This is a genomic window from Nocardia sp. NPDC006044 (assembly GCF_042871115.1).
In the GTDB taxonomy this organism is placed as follows: Bacteria; Actinomycetota; Actinomycetes; order Mycobacteriales; family Mycobacteriaceae; genus Nocardia.
In genome coordinates this window covers 1104966-1123829 of sequence record NZ_JBIAID010000002.1, presented here as the reverse complement: position 1 = coordinate 1123829, position 18864 = coordinate 1104966, and the positions used below count along the sequence as shown (strand labels likewise).

Sequence of the window (18864 nt, the reverse complement as noted above, 5' to 3'; positions counted from 1 at the left end):
GCGGGAACGCGCAGCTTATTGCGACGTACTCAGTGTGGCGGAGGGCACAGCCGGGTTCGCGACTGTTCATCTGACGTTCAGCGTGGCGGTGGGAAGGGGAACACCTCGGGCGGGATGGTCGGTACCACGATCGGCGGAAGGCCGGGCACGACAATGGTGTTCGGGCCGGGCGGGGGTGGCGGCGCCTCGGTGGTGGTCTGGCGGCGCGGCGGGGGCGCGGCGACCGATTCGGCGGCGGACTCGGTGGGTGTCGCGGGGGCGACGGCGATCTGGGGGGCGAGGCTGGTGGTGCGGGGCACGGTGGTGGTCGGCGCCGAGGGGGAACCCTCGCTGTGCGAATCCCGTTGCAGCACCTGCGGACCGTACCCGAGGCCGAGCCCGATCGCGGCGACCACCGCCAGGGCGCTGACGGTCAGCACCGCGCCGCTGATCTCGCGCTTGCGGCGCTTCGGCGGAGCGGACAGCCACGCGGGCGACAGCTCGGGGTCGAGCGTCGTGGGAGCGGCCACCGGCTCCGGCAGCACCGGCCGGGCCAGCAGCGCGGCGCCGCGGGCGACGACCGTCTCCGGGCTCTCCGGCACGATCACCGGAACGCCCATCCACCGTTCGAGAACCCTGGCCACCAGCGGAATCCGGGCGCAGCCGCCGATCGCGAGCACGCCGTGCACCGGGCGATCGGAGCGGGTGATCACGTCGCGCGCCATCCGCGCCGACGACTCGATCGCCAGCATGATCAGCGACTCGAAGTTCTCCTGGGCCAGCAGCACCAGGCCCTGCTCACTGGGCAGCGCGACCGCGGTGTTCGAGGACAGTTGCTCCTTGGCCTCGCGGCACAGTCCGTCCAGCACGGCCAGGCCTGCCGCGTCCGGCGGATGTGCGATCCGGCCGGAGGCGATCTGCTGTTCGCGGATCAGCGAGTCCAGGTAGTCGCCGCTGATATCGCTGGTGCGTTCGCTGTGGCGCACCTCGCGGGACTGGGTGTCGACCACGCTCACGGTGAGCCCGGAGCTGCCGAGGTCGTACACGACGAGCGAGGAGATGCCGCGGATATCGCCGGTGGACTGGGCGAATTCGAGCGCGGCGACGACCTCGGGGACCAGTTCGTAGTTGGTCAGCTGCTGGCGGGCCATGGCCGCGCGGAGCGCGCGCGCGTGCTGCTCGCTGCGGTAGGCGATGGCGGTCGCGGTGATGCCGGGCGTGGTCTCCAGCGTGACGCCGATGGCCTCGGCGGCCAGTTCCTCGACGGACTGCTCGCCCACCGGAATGGTCTGCAGATCGAACGAATGCGCCTCGACGTGCCCGTGGGGGTTCGCGGTGTGTGGTCGCGCCATACGGACAGCGCCGGCCCCCACCGAAACTCCCAATACCGAACTCATCAGCTGCCCATCTCGTTCACACTTCACGACATGCGAGCCAGCGCGAAGGCCCGCTCTCCGGACCATACCGTCGACGAGCGTCTGTGCATACGGCAGGACTATTCATCCCGACGTAGACCCGCCCTTCGCGACGCAACTCTACGGCGTACCGAGTCCCGCGTACACCCATCCGGCCGCTCGCCAGTTGGCACGATTGAGACAATTCCGTCCGTCGATGATCGACTTTGTCCGAACTACCCGATTCAAATCCTCCGGTCGCAGTGCGGTGAACTCGTCCCATTCGGTGAGTACCAGCACAACGTCGGCTCGCTCACATGCCTCCGCGACCGAGGTCGCGTAGTTCAGCGTCGGGAACACCCGGCGTGAATTCTCCAGCGCCTTAGGGTCATACACCGTCACCACTGCGCCGTGCAACTGGATCATGCCTGCCACATTCAGCGCGGGCGAATCGCGAACATCGTCGGATTCCGGTTTGAACGCCGCGCCGAGCACCGCGACATTCGCACCGAGCAGCGAACCGCCACAGGCGCGCGCGGCCATGTCCACCACCTTGGTGCGGCGCCGCATGTTGATGTTGTCGACCTCGCGCAGGAATGCCACCGCGTGGTCGGCGCCGAGTTCACCGGAGCGCGCCATGAACGCCCGAATATCCTTCGGCAGGCAACCGCCGCCGAAACCCAGTCCGGCATTGAGGAATCGGCGGCCGATGCGCGCGTCGTAGCCGAGTGCGTCGGCCAGCATCGTCACGTCGGCGCCGGTCGCCTCGCAGACTTCCGATACCGCGTTGATGAATGAAATCTTCGTTGCCAGAAAGGCGTTCGCCGAGACTTTCACCAATTCGGCGGTGGCCAAATCGGTCAGGAGGAACGGCACCTCGTCGGCGATCAGGTCCGCGTAGACCGCACGCACCATGTCCTCGACCCAGCCCGCCGCCGCGCGTTCCCGATCCACGCCCAGCACAAGGCGATCCGGGCGCAGCGTGTCCTTCACCGCGAAGCCCTCGCGCAGGAACTCCGGGTTCCAGGCGACCTCGACGTCCGCCGACGTCAGCTGCCGAGCCCGGACGCCGAGCGCGGCGGCCGTGCCCACCGGCACCGTCGACTTGCCGATGATCACCGACGGCCGCTCCAGCATCGGCGCGAGCGTGTCCACCACGGCGTGTACGTATTTCAGGTCGGCGGCGTACTCGCCCTTCTTCTGCGGCGTGCCCACGCCGAGGAAATGCACGTCGGCGTGGTCCGCCGCCTCGGCGTAGGAGGTGGTGAAGCGCAGCCTGCCGGAGTCGAGATTGCGCCGCAGCACATCCTCGAGTCCGGGTTCGTAGAACGGCACCACGCCATCGGACAGCTTCGCGACCTTGCCCGGGTCGACGTCCACCCCGATGACGTCGTGCCCGAGCTCGGCCATGCACGCCGCGTGCGTGGCCCCGAGGTACCCGGTTCCGAAGACTGTGCATCGCATGATCGATTGATAAGCCCCGCCGGTGGCCACCCCGCGTCACCGAGGCAAGGGTCACGGCAACGGTAGGTGTACATGTGGCGACATATATCGAGCCGGAGGCCCTGACCTGCGCTGATCCGGCTAGCATCGATCGGATGCGATGTCGCCGATGGGGTTGGGCCGGGTTCGTGCTCGTCCTCGTGGTGGCCGTGGCGGTGACCGCGTTGTGGCCCGTCTACGTCCGTCCGCGCACCGACACTCCGGTCGCCGCCGACGCCATCCTCGTGCTCGGCGGGGCCCATGACGGGCGCGAGCGGTTAGCCCTTCGGCTGGCCCACGACGGTCTCGCTCCGCGCGTCCTCGTCTCCGATCCGTACGAGCACAGCGCGCTGATCAATCGAATCTGCCACGGCGGCTACAGCTTCGAGGTGGTGTGCTTCGATCCGTCGCCGCGCACCACCCGGGGTGAGGGGCGTGCCCTCGCCCGCATGGCGCGTGCCGGCGGCTGGCGCCGGGTCATCGTCGTCACCTTCACGCCGCACATTTCCCGGGCGCGCTACATTCTCGGAAAGTGCTGGGGCGGAGAGCTTCTCTTCGTCGATCCAGAACCGCGCCTGTCCGTCGCGCGATGGGCTTACGACTACTTCTACCAATCCGCCGGCTATATCAAGGCCGTCTTCGAGGGGTGTTAGCGGCTCACATCAGTGGTGTGCCGTTCTGCTCGAGGATGCGGATACTCCCGGGCTCGATCGCCAGCAGTGTCGGGACCAGGTCCTCCTCGAGGTGATCGGCCGCGAACACCATCCGCTCGAGGTCGCCCAGCCAGCCCGAATCCGCGCGCACCACATGCAACTTGTCGTGGCAGGAGATTCCGGCCACGAAACGATCACCGCCGAGGAGCTCGACCAGCCGGTCGTGGAAATCCGGCGCGGCGATCGCGGCGGCAGGCATGTAGGTCGGGGACTGTCCCTCGAAGGAGAGCAGCCGCTCGGTCCGGTCTGTGGATTCGCCGACGCCGATCCGCATGCCGTCGAACAGATTCGAGAACGCCTCCGCCAGCACCTCGTCGAAATCGATCTCGCCGCTGTCGACCTGATTGCGCATCACCCAGCTCATGCCCAAGGTCCCGCGCGGGGTCGGCGCGACCCGCGCCGCCAGCAGGTACAGCTGATTCGGGATCAGCTCCCGCGACGCGGACAGCGGCGGCGGCAGCTGAACCATCCGCAGCAGCGGAAGCAGCACCGGCGCAGCGGCTTCCGGGTCGCCGCTCGCCGAATCGAACGTCGCGTGCAGATCCTGCGCGGCCGCCTCGCGCAGCGCCACTTCCGCCGCGGCCCGTTCGAACGCCGCGGGCCACCCGTCGGGCGCCGGGCGCTCGAACCCGAACGTCACCGAGGCGAGATTGGGAAAATTCCGCGTCATGAACTCCCGATCCGCCGCCGACGGCTCCCACTCCGCATGGATCGCCAGCACATGCTCCGCAGGCACCCGCCGCCGCCGAAACACCTGCCCCCAAGCCCGCATCACCCCCTCCTCGTCCGTCGCCGGAACCTCGGCAACCACAGGCTCATCCACCCCCCGAACCACGAACCCCACCACACTCATCACGACACCGTCGGTCCCCATCAATTCCCTCTCAGTCCAGAACCGACCCAATCTAGACCCCCCGAACCCCCGCCGCCACACCGAATTTCGGCGGTCGTTCGACCCCGTATATGGGTGTGGCCGTGTTGTGCAGAATAGGTCTCTTACGCGACTATATGTGTAAATAGCTGCAGGTAGACGGGCCGAATTTTCATGCTCTTCGCTCTGTGCCGAGCAATCGATGGACATCGCTTGCGGGTGGTTCGGCCGCCGCACGGACCCGTACCCGATGTGCTACTCGGTTTCCTTCGGATGGCCCGGCAGACATCGTTCGAGCAGCACTCGGCCGGCAGTCTTGCTTCCCTTCGGCGCGTGTTCTACGAAGTACCAGAGTCGGCCGCCGTCGGTGAACTTGTACTGGTACCGCTCATAAGTCCGGCCCTGATAGGTGCCGTATCGCAATTCGCCCTTGAGTGAATAGAGACGTGGGGACTGGACCTCTGGTGCGCGAGTAAGGGTGTCCCAGGCGTCGACCATCGCGTTGCGGGCGGCGGCGAGACAATCTATCCAGCCCTTCTGGGCCTCGCTGGTGACGAAGGCGAGTTCGTATTCGCATCGTTTGAGCGGTCGGGGCACATCTTGCCGCTTGCTCACTCACCGCCCCTTGGGTCGCGCACCGTCACCGGCTTGTCGAGGAAGTTGAGGTCGGTGCCGTCGATGCGGATCCGCGGATCGGCATGTGCCGCAGCGGTATCCCGCCAAGCGGCCAAGGTTGCGGTCAGGCCCGCGAGACGGCCGACGGCCAGTCCGCCCCGTGCGTGGTTGAGGAAGTCCGCGACGAACTCGGTTCGTTCCGACTCGGGCAGCAGTTCGATCCAGGGGAATGTGATGGTCAGCCGGCCCACGAGTCGTTCGAGGATTTCGTCGTCGAGCGCGATCGCCAGGAGTTGGGTCAGCGCACCGAGGGTCTCCTCGGTGGCCGCCGACTCGGCCGCGTCGGAGAGCCGCACAGGCGGGGCGGCGCGGCGAACGAGGATCACGTCCCCGCTCTCCTCCATCGCCTCGATGACCCGGTTCGGATCGCGTAGGAACTCCGACCAGGTGGCTGTTGCGCTCATAGGGTCAGTATGTCAGAACTAGTTCTGATGTCGAGCTGCGGGCACTTTTTCGCAGGTCAGCTGGGACAATTAGGGACGGGTCAGGGCTGCGTAGCGGGTGAGGTGGTGGTCGTCGGAGCCGAATTCGTATTCGATGGCGGTGAGGCGCTTGAAGTAGTGGCCGATGGCCAGTTCCTCGGTCATGCCCATGGCGCCGTGTAGCTGGACGGCGTTCTGGCCGAGGAATCGAGCGGCTCGGGTGATGGTGACCTTCGCCGCGGAGACGGCGCGGGCGCGGGTCGCGGGGTCGGCTTCGAGGGAGTGGATCGCCAGGTAGACGGCGGCGATGGCCTGTTCCAGTTCCATGTACATGTCGACCATGCGGTGCTGCAGGACCTGGAAACTGCCGATGGGCTGGCCGAATTGCTTGCGTTGCTTGACGTATTCGAGGGTGTCGGCGAGGACCTTGCGCATGCAGCCGACTGCCTCGGCGGCGATGGCCGCGATGGCTTCGTCAATGGTCGGCTCGATGGCGACCCACGCGGTGCCTTCGATACCGAGCAATGTGTCGGTGGGCAGGCGGAATTCGGTGAAGACCAGGTCGGCGGCGACGCGATCATCGATGGTCCGGTACGAGTGCACCTCGACACCGGCCGGCGGGCGGTCCGCGTCGAAGTCGGTGCAGAACAACGAGATACCGTGCTCGTCCCGGCGATTGCCGGAGGTGCGGGCGGTGATCAGCAGGTGGGTCGCCAGCGGCGCGCTGGTCACGACGGTCTTGGTGCCGTCGATGATCCACGAATCGCCGTCGCGCCGTGCGGTGGCCGACACGTCGTGCAGCGTCTGGCCCGAAGTCGGTTCCAGCGCGGCGAAAGCGGTGCGCACGTCGCCGGACACGATCTGGCGCAGCAGCGCATCGGCGCGCTCACCCCCGGACCGGTCGAGCAGTCCGGCGCCGACCACCACCGTGTCCACGAACGGCTCGACCACGAGCGCCCGTCCGAGTTCCTCGGCGATCACCATCAATTCGACCGGCCCGCCGCCCATCCCGTCCACCCGCTCGGGCAGCGTCGCGCCCAGAATGCCGAGTTCGTCGGCGAATCCGCGCCACACCGCGGGCTGCCAACCGGCGCCGGTCTTGGCCGCGGTGCGGCTCTTCGCCAATTCGTATCGGGCGCCGAGGAATCCGGCGATCGCGGTGCGGAGCAGTTCCTGCTCGTCGGTAAGGGTGAAGTCCATCAGAGCCCCAATGCTGCTTTGGCGAGGATGTTTCGCTGAATCTCGTTGCTGCCCGCGTAGATCGAGCCCGCTCGGTCGTTGAAGTAGCGCAGCGGCGCGACGGCCTGCCACGGCGCACCGCTGCGGTAGTTGTCGGCCGGCGGGATGAACTCCGCGATCGGCCCACCCGGTTTCGTGGCGTGCGGCTGATACACGCGTCCGCGCGGACCGGCGGCGGCCAAGGCGAGTTCGGTCAGTTTCTGGCTCAGCTCGGTCGCCAGAATCTTCAGCATCGACGAGGCCGGACCCGGGTTGTGTCCCCGCGACATCGCCGAAATCGTGCGGTATTCCAGGATTTCCAGCACCTCGGTGCGAATCCGCGCCTCGGCCAGCCGCGCCGCGAACGCCGGGTCGTCGATCAGCGAATTGCCATCTGGTCCGGGCTGTTTCGCTGCCTCGACAGCGATCTCCTGTGCCATCGCCTGGAGGAACGGCGCCATCGCGCCGCCGCGCTCGTGCACGAGCAGGTACTTCGCGACAGTCCACCCCTCGTCGATCTGTCCGAGCACGTTGCGCTTCGGCACGCGGACGTGGTCGAAGAAGACCTGGTTCTGCACCTGCTCGCCCGAGGTCATCACCAGCGGCCGGATCTCGATGCCCGGTGTGTTCATATCGATCAGCAGGAACGTGATGCCCTGCTGCTTCTTCCCGGCCCGCGACGTGCGCACCAGGCAGAAGATCCAATTCGCTTCCGTGGCATGGGTTGTCCAGATCTTGCTGCCGGTGCACACGAGGTCGTCGCCGTCCTCGTCGGCGGCCATCGTCAGCGATGCCAGGTCCGACCCGGCCTCCGGCTCCGAATATCCCTGACAGAAAAAGATTTCCCCGGTCAGAATCCGCGGCAGGTAGAACGCCTTCTGCTCCGGCGTCCCGTACGCGATGATCGCGTGCGCCACCATCTTGATCCCCATCGGCGACAGCGCGGGCGCCCCCGCCAACGTCGATTCCCGATTGAAGATGTAGTGCTGGGTCAAACTCCAATCACACCCGCCGAACTCCACCGGCCAGGCCGGCGCCGCCCACCCGCGCTCATGCAGAATTCCCTGCCACGCCATGCTCGCCTCGTGGTCCGGGTACACGCTGGTCGCCAGCCGCCCCGCCCGCCGTAACTCCGGCGTCAGCTTCGCCTCGAGAAACTCCCGCACCTCGTCCCGGAACGCTAGATCCAGCGCTGACCAGTCGTAATCCATCTGCCCTCCCGGAGAGTGCGTGCCATTGCATCGCGTCCGGCAGGCGGCCGAAGCGAGACAGAACCAAGTCATGTCTCTCGCACTGTATCAAAACTGATGTCAGGTGCCAGCACTTGTTGTCGGCATCGGGTCGACGGCATCGCACGCAAGCGTCCCGGGCCTCGACGGGGGTCGGGGTCCGGGACGGGTGGGGTTAGAGCTTTTGCCAGAGGGCGGGGGTGTTCGGGGGTTCCCAGCCGGTGGCGGCGGTGTGTGCTTGGCGGCAGAGGTAGCGCAGGCCGTCGTAGGAGACCTCGTTGCCGGCGGTGTAGGCGGTGCCCGCGGCCCAGGGGCGTGAGGTGGGTGGGGTGGTGGTCGGTGGGTTGGTGGTTGTCGGGGGCACCGTCGTGGTGGGCGGCACCGTGGTGGTGGGGGTCGGAGTGGTGGTGGGCGGCGTGCCGCCGATGTTGAGGTCTACGCAGGCGTAGAAGGCATTGGACGTGTCGGCGATGTTCCAGATGGCCAGGAGTTTCTGGCGTCCGGTGAAGCTACCGAAATTCACGGTGTGCGTGACGGTTTGGCCGGGCTGCTGGTTATTGCCCGGAACGACGCCGACGCGAGTGTTACCGATGTAGTACTCCCAGTTGGAAGTGCTGTGCCGAGCGGTGTTGGTCCACGTGAACGACGCGGAATTGCCGACGGTGTGCACCTTCCACGGCTTGCTGTCGTCGCTGAGTTCGGCGAATTGCGAAAGGTTGCCGTGGCAGTTGCGCAAACCTTTCGGTCCTTCGACGCTCTGCGGCTCGTACTTGATCGGTCCGCAGGACACGGTGCCTGCCGCGCATTGGGCCTGCCTGCTCGCCGGTGACGAGATGTACCCGTGCGCGCTGGCCGTGCCTGCCGGGACCAGAACCGCGAGGATGGGTGCGATTCCAATTGCGGCCCCGAGAACTGTCAGCTTTCGTTTGTTGATCATTGCGCTCCTAATAGCCTGAGCAGCAGTGGCCGGCTTACTGATCAGTATCAAACTTTTTGGCAGAGAGAACATTTCGAGCTCTAATGTGCCAAAAACGATAGGGCGCGGGCCGGAATCAGGGCAAGGCGCCGAGGGAGCGCGACTGCGGGCGTGTCGCATATTGCGGCTATTCGTGGCCGGGATCGACAGTGGCGTAAGGGAACTGGTGGCTATTGCGCTATATGCAAGGCATTCCCCAGTGCCTCCCCACACGTGTTTCGCCGAATACAGCGGTGCGGTGGTGCTCGGATTCGCTGATCAGAACACCGGCTTGCGGGTATCCCCAGACTCGCGGAATCCGCACGCCCAGACGATCGACGGAAACAGTTCGACCCGGATCCATCGTGCGGATCCGGGTCGAACTGGATAACTGTGGAGTTGTGGCGATCAGTTCTTGCGGCCGGGAGCCTTCGCGCCGGACTTGAATCCGAGGCCACCCGGCTTGGCTGCCGGGGGAGTCACCTCTGCGGCACCGTTGCCGTTCGCCGGCTGATCCGAAACCGGTTCTGCGGCAGCCGAGTCGGCGGTGGATTCCTGCGCCGACGTGGACTCCGCCGGAGCGGAATCCGCAGCGGGTTCCGCAGTGGGTTCGGCCGGAGCCGCGGGCGCGGAGCCGCCCGGCGCCTTCGCGCCGGGACGCTTGAACCCGGACTTCATCGCCAATCCCTTGGCCGGAACCGTGGGCTTGGTCTCGGTGGGCTCCGAAACCGGTTCGGCGGTCGCGGTTTCCGCGTCGGAGTCGCTCGCCGCTGGAGTCGCGGGAGCAGCGGGCGCCTTCGCGGCTGGCGCTTTGGCACCCGGCGCCTTGGCCGCCCCCTTCATCCCCAAGCCCTTGACGGGCTTGGGCGCCGGCGCCTCGGCCGCTTCTGCCGCAGGCGCGGATTCGGCCTCCGGAGCCGGAGTCGCCTTGGCTCCCGGTGCCTTGGCGGCGCCCTTCATGCCGAGCCCGCCCGGCTTCTTGCCCGGACCCTTCATCGCGAGACCCTTGACCGGCGCGACAGGCGTCTCGGCCGCCGATTCGGCTTCGGTCTCAGGCGTTTCGGCCTTGGCCCCGGGTGCCTTGGCGGCACCCTTCATGCCCAATCCACCGCCCGGCTTCTTGCCCGGACCCTTCATGGCCAGACCCTTGACCGGCGCGGCAGGCGTCTCGGCCGCCGATTCGGCTTCGGCCGCAGGCGTTTCGGCCTTGGCCCCGGGCGCCTTGGCGGCACCCTTCATGCCGAGGCCGCCGCCCGGCTTCTTGCCCGGACCCTTCATCGCGAGCCCACCGCCGGCCGGCGCCGCCTTGGCCGCGGGCGCGGCGGTCTCCGGCTCCGGTTCCGGCTCGGAAACCTCTTCGACCGCAGGAGCTTTCGGCTCCTGAACCACGGTGAGGTTCTCGGTGAGCCGCGCCGCGTCCACCCGATCGATGGCATCGAGCATCAACTGCGCGACGTCGACGACCTCGACCCCTTCGCCCTCGCCCTTCTCCTGGCGAGCGGTGACACCGTCGTTGAGCATGACCCGGCAGAACGGGCAACCGGTCGCGATCTTGCCGGGCGTGGCACCCGGGTTCGCCGCGAGCGTGTTCAATCCCTCGTCGACCCGGTCGATATTGATCCGCTTGCCGAGCTGCTCCTCCATCCACATGCGCGCGCCGCCGGCGCCACAGCACATGGAACGCTCACCGTGCCGGGGCATTTCGATCAGGGTCGAGCCCGAGGCCTCCATCAGCTCACGCGGTGCGTTGTAGACCTTGTTGTGCCGGCCCAGGTAGCAGGGATCGTGATAGGTGACGTTCTGCGACACCGAGGCGACCGGGATCAGCTGCTTCTGCCGCACCAGGCGGTTGAGCAGCTGGGTGTGGTGCACCACCTCGTAGCTGCCACCGACCTGCGGGTACTCGTTGTTGAGCGCGTTGAAGCAGTGCGCACAGGTGACGACAATCTTCTTTTTCTTGTCCTCGACCCCCTCGAACACCGAGTTCAGCGTCTCGATGTTCTGCGCGGCGAGCTGCTGGAACAGGAACTCGTTGCCCGCGCGCCGGGCCGAGTCGCCGGTGCAGGTCTCCTCCTGGCCGAGCACCATGAACTTCACGCCCGCGGTGGCGAGCAGCTCCGCGACCGCCTTGGTGGTCTTCTTCGCCCGGTCCTCGTAGGCGCCGGCGCAACCCACCCAGAACAGGTAGTCGTAGCCGTCGAAGCTGTCGGCGTCCTGCCCGAAGACCGGAACGGTGAACTCGACCTCGTTGATCCAGTTGAGCCGGTCCTTGGCGTTCTGCCCCCACGGGTTGCCCTTGTTCTCCAGGTTCTTGAACAGGCCCGCGAGCTCGGACGGGAACTCCGATTCGATGAGCACCTGGTAGCGGCGCATGTCGATGATGTGGTCGACGTGCTCGATATCGACCGGGCACTGCTCCACGCAGGCGCCACAGGTCGTGCACGACCACAGCACCTCGGGATCGATGATGCCGCTGACATCCTCGCCGCCGACCAGCGGACGCTCCGCCTCGGCCTTGGCCGCGTCGGAGATCTTCGCCAGCGCCGCCTCGTCCGGCTTGCCCTCGGCGTCGACCAGGCCGATCTCGTCGCCGCCCATGTCCTTGCGGCCGCCGGCCAGCAGGTAGGGCGCCTTCGCGTTGCCGTGGTCGCGCAGCGACATGATGAGCAGCTTGGGCGACAACGGCTTTCCGGTGTTCCAAGCCGGGCACTGCGACTGGCACCGGCCGCACTCGGTGCAGGTGGTGAAGTCGAGCCAGCCCTTCCAGGAGAAGTCCTCGATTCGCCCCGCGCCGAACGTGTCGGTGTCCGGGTCGGCGGTCTCCATGTCGACCGGCAGGCCCTTGGACATCATCGGCTTGGCCGCACCCAGCGCGACGCCGCCGTCGTCCTCACGCTTGAAGTAGATGTTGAAGAACGCGGAGAACCGGTGCCAGGCCACGCCCCAGGTGATGTTGCGGCCGACCAGGTAGAGGAAGGCCATGCCGGACATCAGCTTCACGAACGCGAACAGCGCGACCATGGTGGTGCTCGCGGGCAGCAGCTTGGCCACCTGCATGGTGAAGAAGTCGGTGTACGGATCGGAATGCCCGTAGGCGGCGATCTTGCCCGCCTTCACGAAGATCATGCCGAGACCCTCGATCAGCACGATGAGCTCGATCACGTACGCGGGACCGAACTTCGAGCCGCTGAACCGGGACAGCCGCTCGGGCAGACGCGGATGGTTCAGCTGGCGGATGACGATCAGCGTGCCGATGCCGACCACGGTGCCGATGCCGAGGATCTCGTCCCACAGGTGGTAGATCGCCCAGTTGCCGATGATCGGCCAGTGGAACGACGGGTCGAAGGTCTGGCCGTAGGCCTCGAACCACAGGATGGCGCCACCCATGAAGCCGATCATCACCAGCCAGTGCGCCCAGCCGACGGTGCGGAACTTGGCCATCCGGGTGTGCGCGAGGAACTCGATGACCATCTGCTTGAAACGCGGGAAGAACGGTCGCCAGCGGTCCGGTGCGGGCTGTCCGACCATGATGGCGCGGACGATGCTGCGGACGCCGCCGAAGAACGACGCCCAACACAGGAGGCTGAGCGTCGCCCCAATCGTGCCCAGCGTCACTGTCAGGGCATTCATGTCGCGACCTTTCTCTAGAGGCAACACGAGCGGGGGCGATTCGGCCGCCCCGATTGGCTCGTATCCTAACCGGCAGTAAGTTACCCACCGGTAACATATGCTATCCGTCGTACCATTTGCAGCTGAGCTATGCCCCCTCTTGCTGGGGCTTGACGCAAATTTCACCTGTGATGAACGTCACACTCGGTTTGCCCATCCGAGCGCGTGTTCAGCTCAATACACCGTAAACGCCGAGGCATCCGGCCTAATCGGTAAGGACAGGCTTAGTCCTCAAGGCGCGTAATGCTTCTCGCTTATGGCTCGTCGGTGGATTACGCTCACGACGTTCTGTCTGCTGTGCCTGTCTTCACACTGCTCGGGGAGGATCCGGGGCGACCGCCCGGATTTGATGAAGAGCGCTCTCGCGTGCTGGGGACCGGCGGGCAGGCAACCTGATGATGGATTGGAAACTGAATGAACCTCCGCAGAACCACCGCGGGTGCCGCGTTGGTCATCGGCGCGATGACCATCGGCCTCGGGACCGCGCATGCCGAGCCTGTCGCGGCCCCGGCTGATCTCAACTACTCCGTCAAGCTGGTCGACAAGACGGTTGTCGCGTCGCTCAAGGGGGGAACCTTCTCGGTCACCGAGAAGGACGGCGCCACCGCCACCGATCCGAAGATCTCCGTCGCCAACGTGAAGGACGGCCAGGGCAACACCCTCGTCTCCTTCCCGCTCGACGTCGATGTCGACGGTCGCCTGGTGCCGGTCAAGACCGAGGTGAAGAAGGACGGCACCGTCCTCGAGGTCACCCCGCAGAAGCCCGCGGATCTGGTCGTTACGGACAAGCCGGTCGTCGCCAAGCCGTCCGTCGCGCAGGACATCGCGTCCCCGATGGAGAACCAGCGCGCGCAGAACGAGTTCGCGAGCAACTTCGGCATCGCGACCGCGATCGGTGGCTTCGTCGGCACCGCGATCGGCGCGACCATCGGTTGCATCATCACGATCCCCGCGTTCTGCCTCCCCGGCCTGGTGGCCGGCGCCGGCATCGGTGGCATCCTCGGCACCATCGCCGTCGGTGGCCCGGCCCTGATCGCCGCGGGCATCGAGCTGATGAACACCTTCCAGGCAGCGGACGGCACCACCAAGTGGGCCGACAAGCCGCTCCCGGCGAAGTAAGCACCCGAGTTCCGGCCACTGGCCCGCTCTCCTCGGAGAGTCGGGCCAGTCGTCGTTTTCAGGCGGGCAAATCCAGGGTTCCGTCGAACGAGACGGTGTGCTTGCGCCGCCCGAACCGCCCGAACGAGCGCTCCGCCATCTCGAACGAGCCGTCCGCGCGCACCAGCAGCACGGTGCTCACCCTGGTGCCGTGCGCCGCGTCCGCGATGAACCGGGACGACAGCCTGCGCTCCATCAGCTTCGGCACCCCGGTGCTCGGCAATTCCGCGTCCGGAGCCTTGGTGCGATCGGCCAGCACCGCGAAATAACGTTCCACGGCGCCAGGATCCGACTCGGCCACCGCCCGCAGCTCGGTCAGACCGGTCCGTACTTTGGGCCAGATGGGCTGTGGGGCGGTTAAATCCGGGTTATCCGGGTTCACCCCTGCCGAACTGACGAACGTGCCGTTGGAGAGGCCGTGAAAGCCCGGAGCCAGTTCGCGCGGCGGTGCCGCGCTGCGATTTGAATGCCACCACAGCGATTCCAGGTCCGACACCACCAGGTTGTAGCCGTTGTAGTCGTCCGGGGCGGCCGCGACATCGAGCACGTACTTCTCCGGGCCGGGGAAATCTATGCCCGGGTGCCGATCCGAGACGCCGCGCAGGAAGTCCATCAGCAGCGCGCCGCGGGAACGGGCGTCACCGCGTTCGTCCTTCGGCGCCCGCACATTGGTCACCGTCGCGAAACGATTGCGGCCCTTGTCTTCTCGGCGCAGCCCGAGCCAGGTGCCCGGCGGGTCGCCCGGGGCCGTGTTCTTCGCGCCGAGATCTCGCCCGGCGAGCAGGCCCGCCACCTCCGGCCACCAGCGCAGGGATTCGGTCGGCCGGGCGTAGAACTCGTCGCGGTTGGCCGCGAGGATCAACCGGTACTCCGGATGCGCCCGCCAGCCGATCAACACCAAACACATCGGTTCAGAATGCCCGAACATGGCCCGCCACCGCACCGCATCGGCCGGGTGATGGGCCGCGCAAGGCCAGTGGAAACCTCCCCGGGACAGCGAAAAGGCCGACCGCGCGGTGCGGCCGGCCTTTCGACTGGGTGGAGCTAGTTGGTGCGAATCTTCAGCCCCGGGTTATCCGAGAGCACCACGCTCACCGGCTGCGCGAACAGCTGCGGGGCGTTGCCGGTCAGGGCGCCGATCAGGTTGGGGATCTCGCAGATCGGGTAGTCGGCCACCGACGAGGCGCTGGAGATGCCGAGGGCGAGCCGGCCGGTCACGATCGGGCCGCCGCTGTCGCCGGGCAGCGCGCAGATGTTGGCCGAGAACGCCTGGGTGAGCTCGCGCTCGCCGACCTGCACGGTCTGGTCGACGGCGTTCACCACGCCGCAGCTGAAGCCGGTCCGCGAACCGGACTTGCAGACCGGCGCGCCGACGACCGGAGTCGCCACGCCCTCGATGCGCACCGACGCGGCGCCGGGCACCCGGACCTCGTTGTTGCTGAACCGATCCCGCGCCTGGTCGGCGATCCGCACGACCGAGTAGTCCTGCGCGCCGAGCACCGACTTCTCGAACCGGCCGAGCTCGTTGCCGAGCCGGTCGCCGTTGAGCTCGTGGATCCGCGCGGCGTTGTCGTTGCCCGCCGACGGGATGTCCGGGTTGCAGTGGCCCGCAGTGACATTGATGATGTTGCCGTTGCGGTCGGTGCCGTTGAAGCCGAGCGAGCAGCGCAGCGACATGCGGCCGGCGACCGAGGCGTAGCCGTCGCCGCCCGCGAGCACGCCGTTGGCGGCGCCGGCGATCTCGGTGGCCTGCAGCGTGCCCTGCTCACCGGCCACCGGCGGGGCCATCACGATGACCCTGGCCGGGTCGATGAAGTTCGGCATCGGCAGGCCGGCCTTGTCCACCCGGACCGCGATGCTGTTGTTGACCGTATCGATCACCACGCCGCGCACCAGGGCCGACACCGCCTCGGGCTGCCCGTCGAGCCAGCGCTGGAACGCGGTCTTCTCCCCGCGCAGCGCGGACTCGCTCTTGGCCACGTTGCGGACCTCGAAACCGGCCGACTCCGCGGCCTTCTTGGCCTCGTCGGCGCCGGGCCCCTGAGCCAGGGCGACAACCGCCTTGCCGTTGTCGTCGAGCCACGAGCCGCCGAACACCGCCGGGAACTGCCGCTGCGCGGTGGTGGCGAACGCGGCCACCTGCTGGGCCACGTCGGCGCGGTGCAGGTACTCCTCCGGGGAGATCTTCAGATCGCGGGCGAGCGCGGTCACCAGTTCGGCGGGCAGGCTCGGGGCCGGATCGGGTTGTGCTGTCGCTACTGCCGCTGTAGGTCCGAACAGCAGTATCGCCGCCGAAGCGGCGATCGCTGATTTTCGGACCAGGGTCTGTCGCGCAGCTGATCGGAGAGGACCTATACGTGGCAGGAGCATGCCCAGACTATATGGGCTAGAACGCGGGATGCCTACTTATAACGAGCGCTAATTTGACGGCACTGTTCAGCGCGCCTCACCCGGCGTTGGGCCGGGTGCGCACCGCGATGCCGCTGCCGACTCCGCCACCGGCGGAGGCGTCGATATCGGCCAGGATCGGCCGGATCGGAATGCCCAGGCTGGCCGTGCCGCCGTACTGCGCCAGCGCGATGTTCGCCTCGTTGCAATCCGGCGCCTCGGCCGCGTTGGAACCGCTGGTGATGCCGAGCGCGAGGGTGCCGGACACGATCGCGCCGCCGCTGTCGCCGCCGAGGGTGCAGGCCGAGCTGGCGAAGCCGCGCACGGTCTTGCTGACGCCCTCCGCGGTGTAGAGCTGGGTCTCGACCCGGTCGGCCACCACGAAGCCACAGGTGAAGGTGGACGACTGCCCCGACTTGCACACCGGCGCACCGGTGATCGGGTCGGCGGTGCCGGTGATAGCGATCGTGGTGCCGTTGGCGCCGCGCACCGTCGGCTGATCCATGCCCGCGCGCACCGCGCGCTCGTTCAGCTTGATAACCGAGTAGTCCAGCGCGCTCTGGCCGCCGAGCTTGGCCTGGACGAACGAGCCGAGCTCCGGGCTGTTCGGGATGTCCTTGACGTTGGGGAAGTAGACGGTGGCGTCCTGGTTGCTCTTGTCGATGTTCGGATCGCAGTGGCCCGCACTGATATTCAGCGCGTTGCCCGCCGCGTCGACGCTGTTGAAGCCGAACGAGCAGACGTCGACGCCCTTGAGCGCGGCGTCGTGCAGCGGGATCGGGGCGCTGATGTAGGTGTCGCCGCCCATCGGCCTGCGCTCGATCGCGCCGCCGCTGCCGGGGGACAGGATGACCTTGATGTTGGCGATCAGGGTCGGCAGGTTCAGCAGGTGTCCCGCGGGGGTGTTGGCGACGCTGAGCACCAGCTGGCTGTTGAGGAAGTCGATGGCGACCGAGTTGATCGCGGTGGAGATCTCCTTGGGCAGGCTGGTGATCCACTGATTCAGCTGCATCAGCGAGCCCTCCAGGCCGTCCGCGGACACCGGGGCGAGCCGGGTCTGGTAGCCGTCGGACGCGGCGATCTTGGCGGCGTCGAGCGAGGTGACCGCGACGACGGGCTTGCCATCGGTGCCGATCCACGCGCCGGCGAAGGCCTCCGGGCGCTCCGAGCGGAAGTCGCGGGCGTAGTCGCGCAGTTGCTGGGCGCGGGCCGCACGGTCCAGGTACTCCGTCGGGGTCATCTTCAGGTCACGCGCGATCGCCTGCACCAGTTCCTGCGGCAGGGCGTCGGCGTTCAACTGGATGGGTGTCGCCGGTGCCGCCGCGGCGGTGGACGTGCAGAGCAAGGGTGCGAGGAAAACGGTCGAAGCGAGGGCGACAGCTTTGACCGTGGCGCTGCGCGCCACCAACTTGCGCATGAAATCCCTTCGTTGGCACGCACGTGCCAGCTCAATCCGCGGCAACGGGCCTGGAATCCGTTGGCTCACAGTCGTCCTCCAGCAACAGACCGGGCGCCTGCAATTCATCCGACAACACCGGTCAGCGCATCACTTTAAGGCACAAACCGGGGAAGGTCTCTACTAATCACCGACTGCCCGGTATCTGCAGGCCAGGGATCGTCGGAATCTGCGGCAGCGGGTTGTACGGCGTCGTCGTGGTGGGCCGCGGGCGCGTGGTGCTCGGCGGCGTCGTCGGCGCCTCGGTGGTCGGTGGCGGCGGCGGGGGCGGCTCGGTGGTGGGCGGCGGTGGTGGCGGCGTCGTCGTGGTTTCCGGCGCCTCGGTGGTCGGCGGCGTCGATGGGACCGTCGGGAAGTTGATCGGCGGCGCGGGCGGGGTCGGGCTCACCGTGACCTGGTCGGACTTGGCGTCGCGCAGCGGCGGCACCGGTGTCTGGCCGTCGTCGCGGAACAGCACGGCCACCGCGAAGCCGCCGAGCACGAGTCCGATCAGCGCGGCGGCGCCGATCAGCAGCGGGAGCTGCTTGCGGTCCTTGGCCGGTTCGGCTTTGCGCGCGGGTGTTTCCGGAACCGCGGTCGCTTCCGTCGGTACCGGCTCGGCCATCGGGATGGCCGCCGAATACGCCTGCGGTGTCGGCTCGGACGCGGGCACGGCCGGAATGATGACGGTGTCCACCGTCGAGTTCTCGGCATGCGTCGGGTCCGGCGGGGTGCTGCCCGCAGGGGTGGAGAGCACCGCGGCCAGGGCCGCGCGGGCGGCGTCGTAGGCGAACGTGCTGCCCGGTTCGCCGGTCTCGGCACTCGGCAGGTCGGCCTCGCTGACCAGCAGCACCGACCGCAGCCCCAGGTAGTCCAGCGCGTCGCGCAGGGCCTGGATGTATTCGCGCGGCCAATCGCCGGGGTGGGTCGCGTAGAACTCGGCCGGGCCGTTGAGGTGGTCCGCGGTCAGGTTGATCAGGCAGAACAGTGCCGTCGCGACCAGGTCTTCGGCCCGGTAGGCCTCACCGTCGTCGACCGAGATGCCGGCCGGATCGCCGACCGCCAGCGCGAAGCCGGTGATGGCGTGCGCGTTCTCGTCCGGCGGCGGTCCGCCGAGCGTGGCGTCACCGTCGTCGGACATGTAGAGCAGCGACTCGCGGACGATGAACAACGGTTCTTCGTCGCCGTCGGTGACGATCGCCGCCGTGCACTCGTCCTCGGCGATGCGTAGGCCCACCCCTGTGGCCATCCTCAGTACCTCGCTTCGGCTTCCCGG

The 18864-nt window shown here is 67.5% G+C and carries 15 protein-coding genes; 2 read left to right on the top strand and 13 right to left on the bottom strand.

Going from position 1 to position 18864, the window contains the following annotated elements; all coding sequences use genetic code 11:
* Positions 1-77: 77 nt before the first annotated feature.
* Both ACFYO1_RS22680 and ACFYO1_RS22675 read right to left on the bottom strand, forming a co-directional pair.
* Entirely contained in the window at positions 78-1376 is a 1299-nt protein-coding gene (locus ACFYO1_RS22680) for an Hsp70 family protein (protein ID WP_387234197.1), read from the bottom strand.
* A gap of 138 nt (positions 1377-1514) precedes the next feature.
* Positions 1515-2837 carry a UDP-glucose dehydrogenase family protein gene (locus ACFYO1_RS22675; RefSeq protein ID WP_387234195.1) on the bottom strand — a complete coding sequence of 441 codons (1323 nt, stop codon included), beginning with the start codon at positions 2835-2837 and terminating at the stop codon, positions 1515-1517.
* A gap of 134 nt (positions 2838-2971) precedes the next feature.
* On the opposite strand from ACFYO1_RS22675, the gene ACFYO1_RS22670 reads away from it, so the two are divergent.
* Positions 2972-3508: a YdcF family protein gene (locus ACFYO1_RS22670; protein ID WP_387234192.1), complete on the top strand. Its 537-nt coding sequence runs from the start codon at positions 2972-2974 to the stop codon at positions 3506-3508.
* A gap of 4 nt (positions 3509-3512) precedes the next feature.
* Here ACFYO1_RS22670 and ACFYO1_RS22665 read toward each other — a convergent pair whose 3' ends face one another.
* The 7 genes from ACFYO1_RS22665 to ACFYO1_RS22635 all read right to left on the bottom strand — a co-directional run bounded on the left by ACFYO1_RS22665 (position 3513) and on the right by ACFYO1_RS22635 (position 12568).
* Positions 3513-4391: a hypothetical protein gene (locus ACFYO1_RS22665; RefSeq protein WP_387234189.1), complete on the bottom strand. Its 879-nt coding sequence runs from the start codon at positions 4389-4391 to the stop codon at positions 3513-3515.
* A gap of 303 nt (positions 4392-4694) precedes the next feature.
* Positions 4695-5054 carry a hypothetical protein gene (locus ACFYO1_RS22660; RefSeq protein WP_387234187.1) on the bottom strand — a complete coding sequence of 120 codons (360 nt, stop codon included), beginning with the start codon at positions 5052-5054 and terminating at the stop codon, positions 4695-4697.
* Entirely contained in the window at positions 5051-5518 is a 468-nt protein-coding gene (locus ACFYO1_RS22655; protein ID WP_387234184.1) for a hypothetical protein, read from the bottom strand. Before ACFYO1_RS22655 ends, ACFYO1_RS22660 begins: the two co-directional genes overlap by 4 nt.
* Positions 5519-5587: 69 nt before the next feature.
* Positions 5588-6736, bottom strand: coding sequence for an acyl-CoA dehydrogenase family protein (locus ACFYO1_RS22650; protein ID WP_387234182.1), 1149 nt, complete (start codon positions 6734-6736; stop codon positions 5588-5590).
* A complete protein-coding gene (locus tag ACFYO1_RS22645; RefSeq protein WP_387234179.1) occupies positions 6736-7965 on the bottom strand; it encodes an acyl-CoA dehydrogenase family protein in 1230 nt (409 codons plus the stop codon). The genes ACFYO1_RS22650 and ACFYO1_RS22645 overlap by 1 nt, the downstream gene beginning before the upstream one ends.
* A gap of 193 nt (positions 7966-8158) precedes the next feature.
* Positions 8159-8920, bottom strand: a complete 762-nt coding sequence (locus ACFYO1_RS22640; RefSeq protein WP_387234176.1) for a lytic polysaccharide monooxygenase — start codon at positions 8918-8920, stop codon at positions 8159-8161.
* 426 nt (positions 8921-9346) lie between these two features.
* Positions 9347-12568 carry a heterodisulfide reductase-related iron-sulfur binding cluster gene (locus ACFYO1_RS22635; RefSeq protein ID WP_387234173.1) on the bottom strand — a complete coding sequence of 1074 codons (3222 nt, stop codon included), beginning with the start codon at positions 12566-12568 and terminating at the stop codon, positions 9347-9349.
* 453 nt (positions 12569-13021) lie between these two features.
* On the opposite strand from ACFYO1_RS22635, the gene ACFYO1_RS22630 reads away from it, so the two are divergent.
* Positions 13022-13726 (top strand): hypothetical protein, encoded by a 705-nt coding sequence (locus tag ACFYO1_RS22630; RefSeq protein ID WP_387234170.1) that lies wholly within the window; start codon positions 13022-13024, stop codon positions 13724-13726.
* Between the two features lie 58 nt (positions 13727-13784).
* Here ACFYO1_RS22630 and ACFYO1_RS22625 read toward each other — a convergent pair whose 3' ends face one another.
* From ACFYO1_RS22625 to ACFYO1_RS22610, 4 genes are all read right to left on the bottom strand, one after another.
* A complete protein-coding gene (locus tag ACFYO1_RS22625; RefSeq protein ID WP_387234167.1) occupies positions 13785-14672 on the bottom strand; it encodes an NRDE family protein in 888 nt (295 codons plus the stop codon).
* Positions 14673-14809: 137 nt separating this feature from the next.
* Complete coding sequence (locus ACFYO1_RS22620) at positions 14810-16135, bottom strand: S1 family peptidase (RefSeq protein WP_387234164.1); 1326 nt, start codon at positions 16133-16135, stop codon at positions 14810-14812.
* Positions 16136-16211: 76 nt separating this feature from the next.
* Entirely contained in the window at positions 16212-17570 is a 1359-nt protein-coding gene (locus ACFYO1_RS22615) for a S1 family peptidase (protein WP_387234161.1), read from the bottom strand.
* A 166-nt stretch (positions 17571-17736) separates the two neighbouring features.
* Positions 17737-18837, bottom strand: a complete 1101-nt coding sequence (locus tag ACFYO1_RS22610; protein WP_387234159.1) for a hypothetical protein — start codon at positions 18835-18837, stop codon at positions 17737-17739.
* Between the last annotated feature and the right edge of the window lie 27 nt (positions 18838-18864).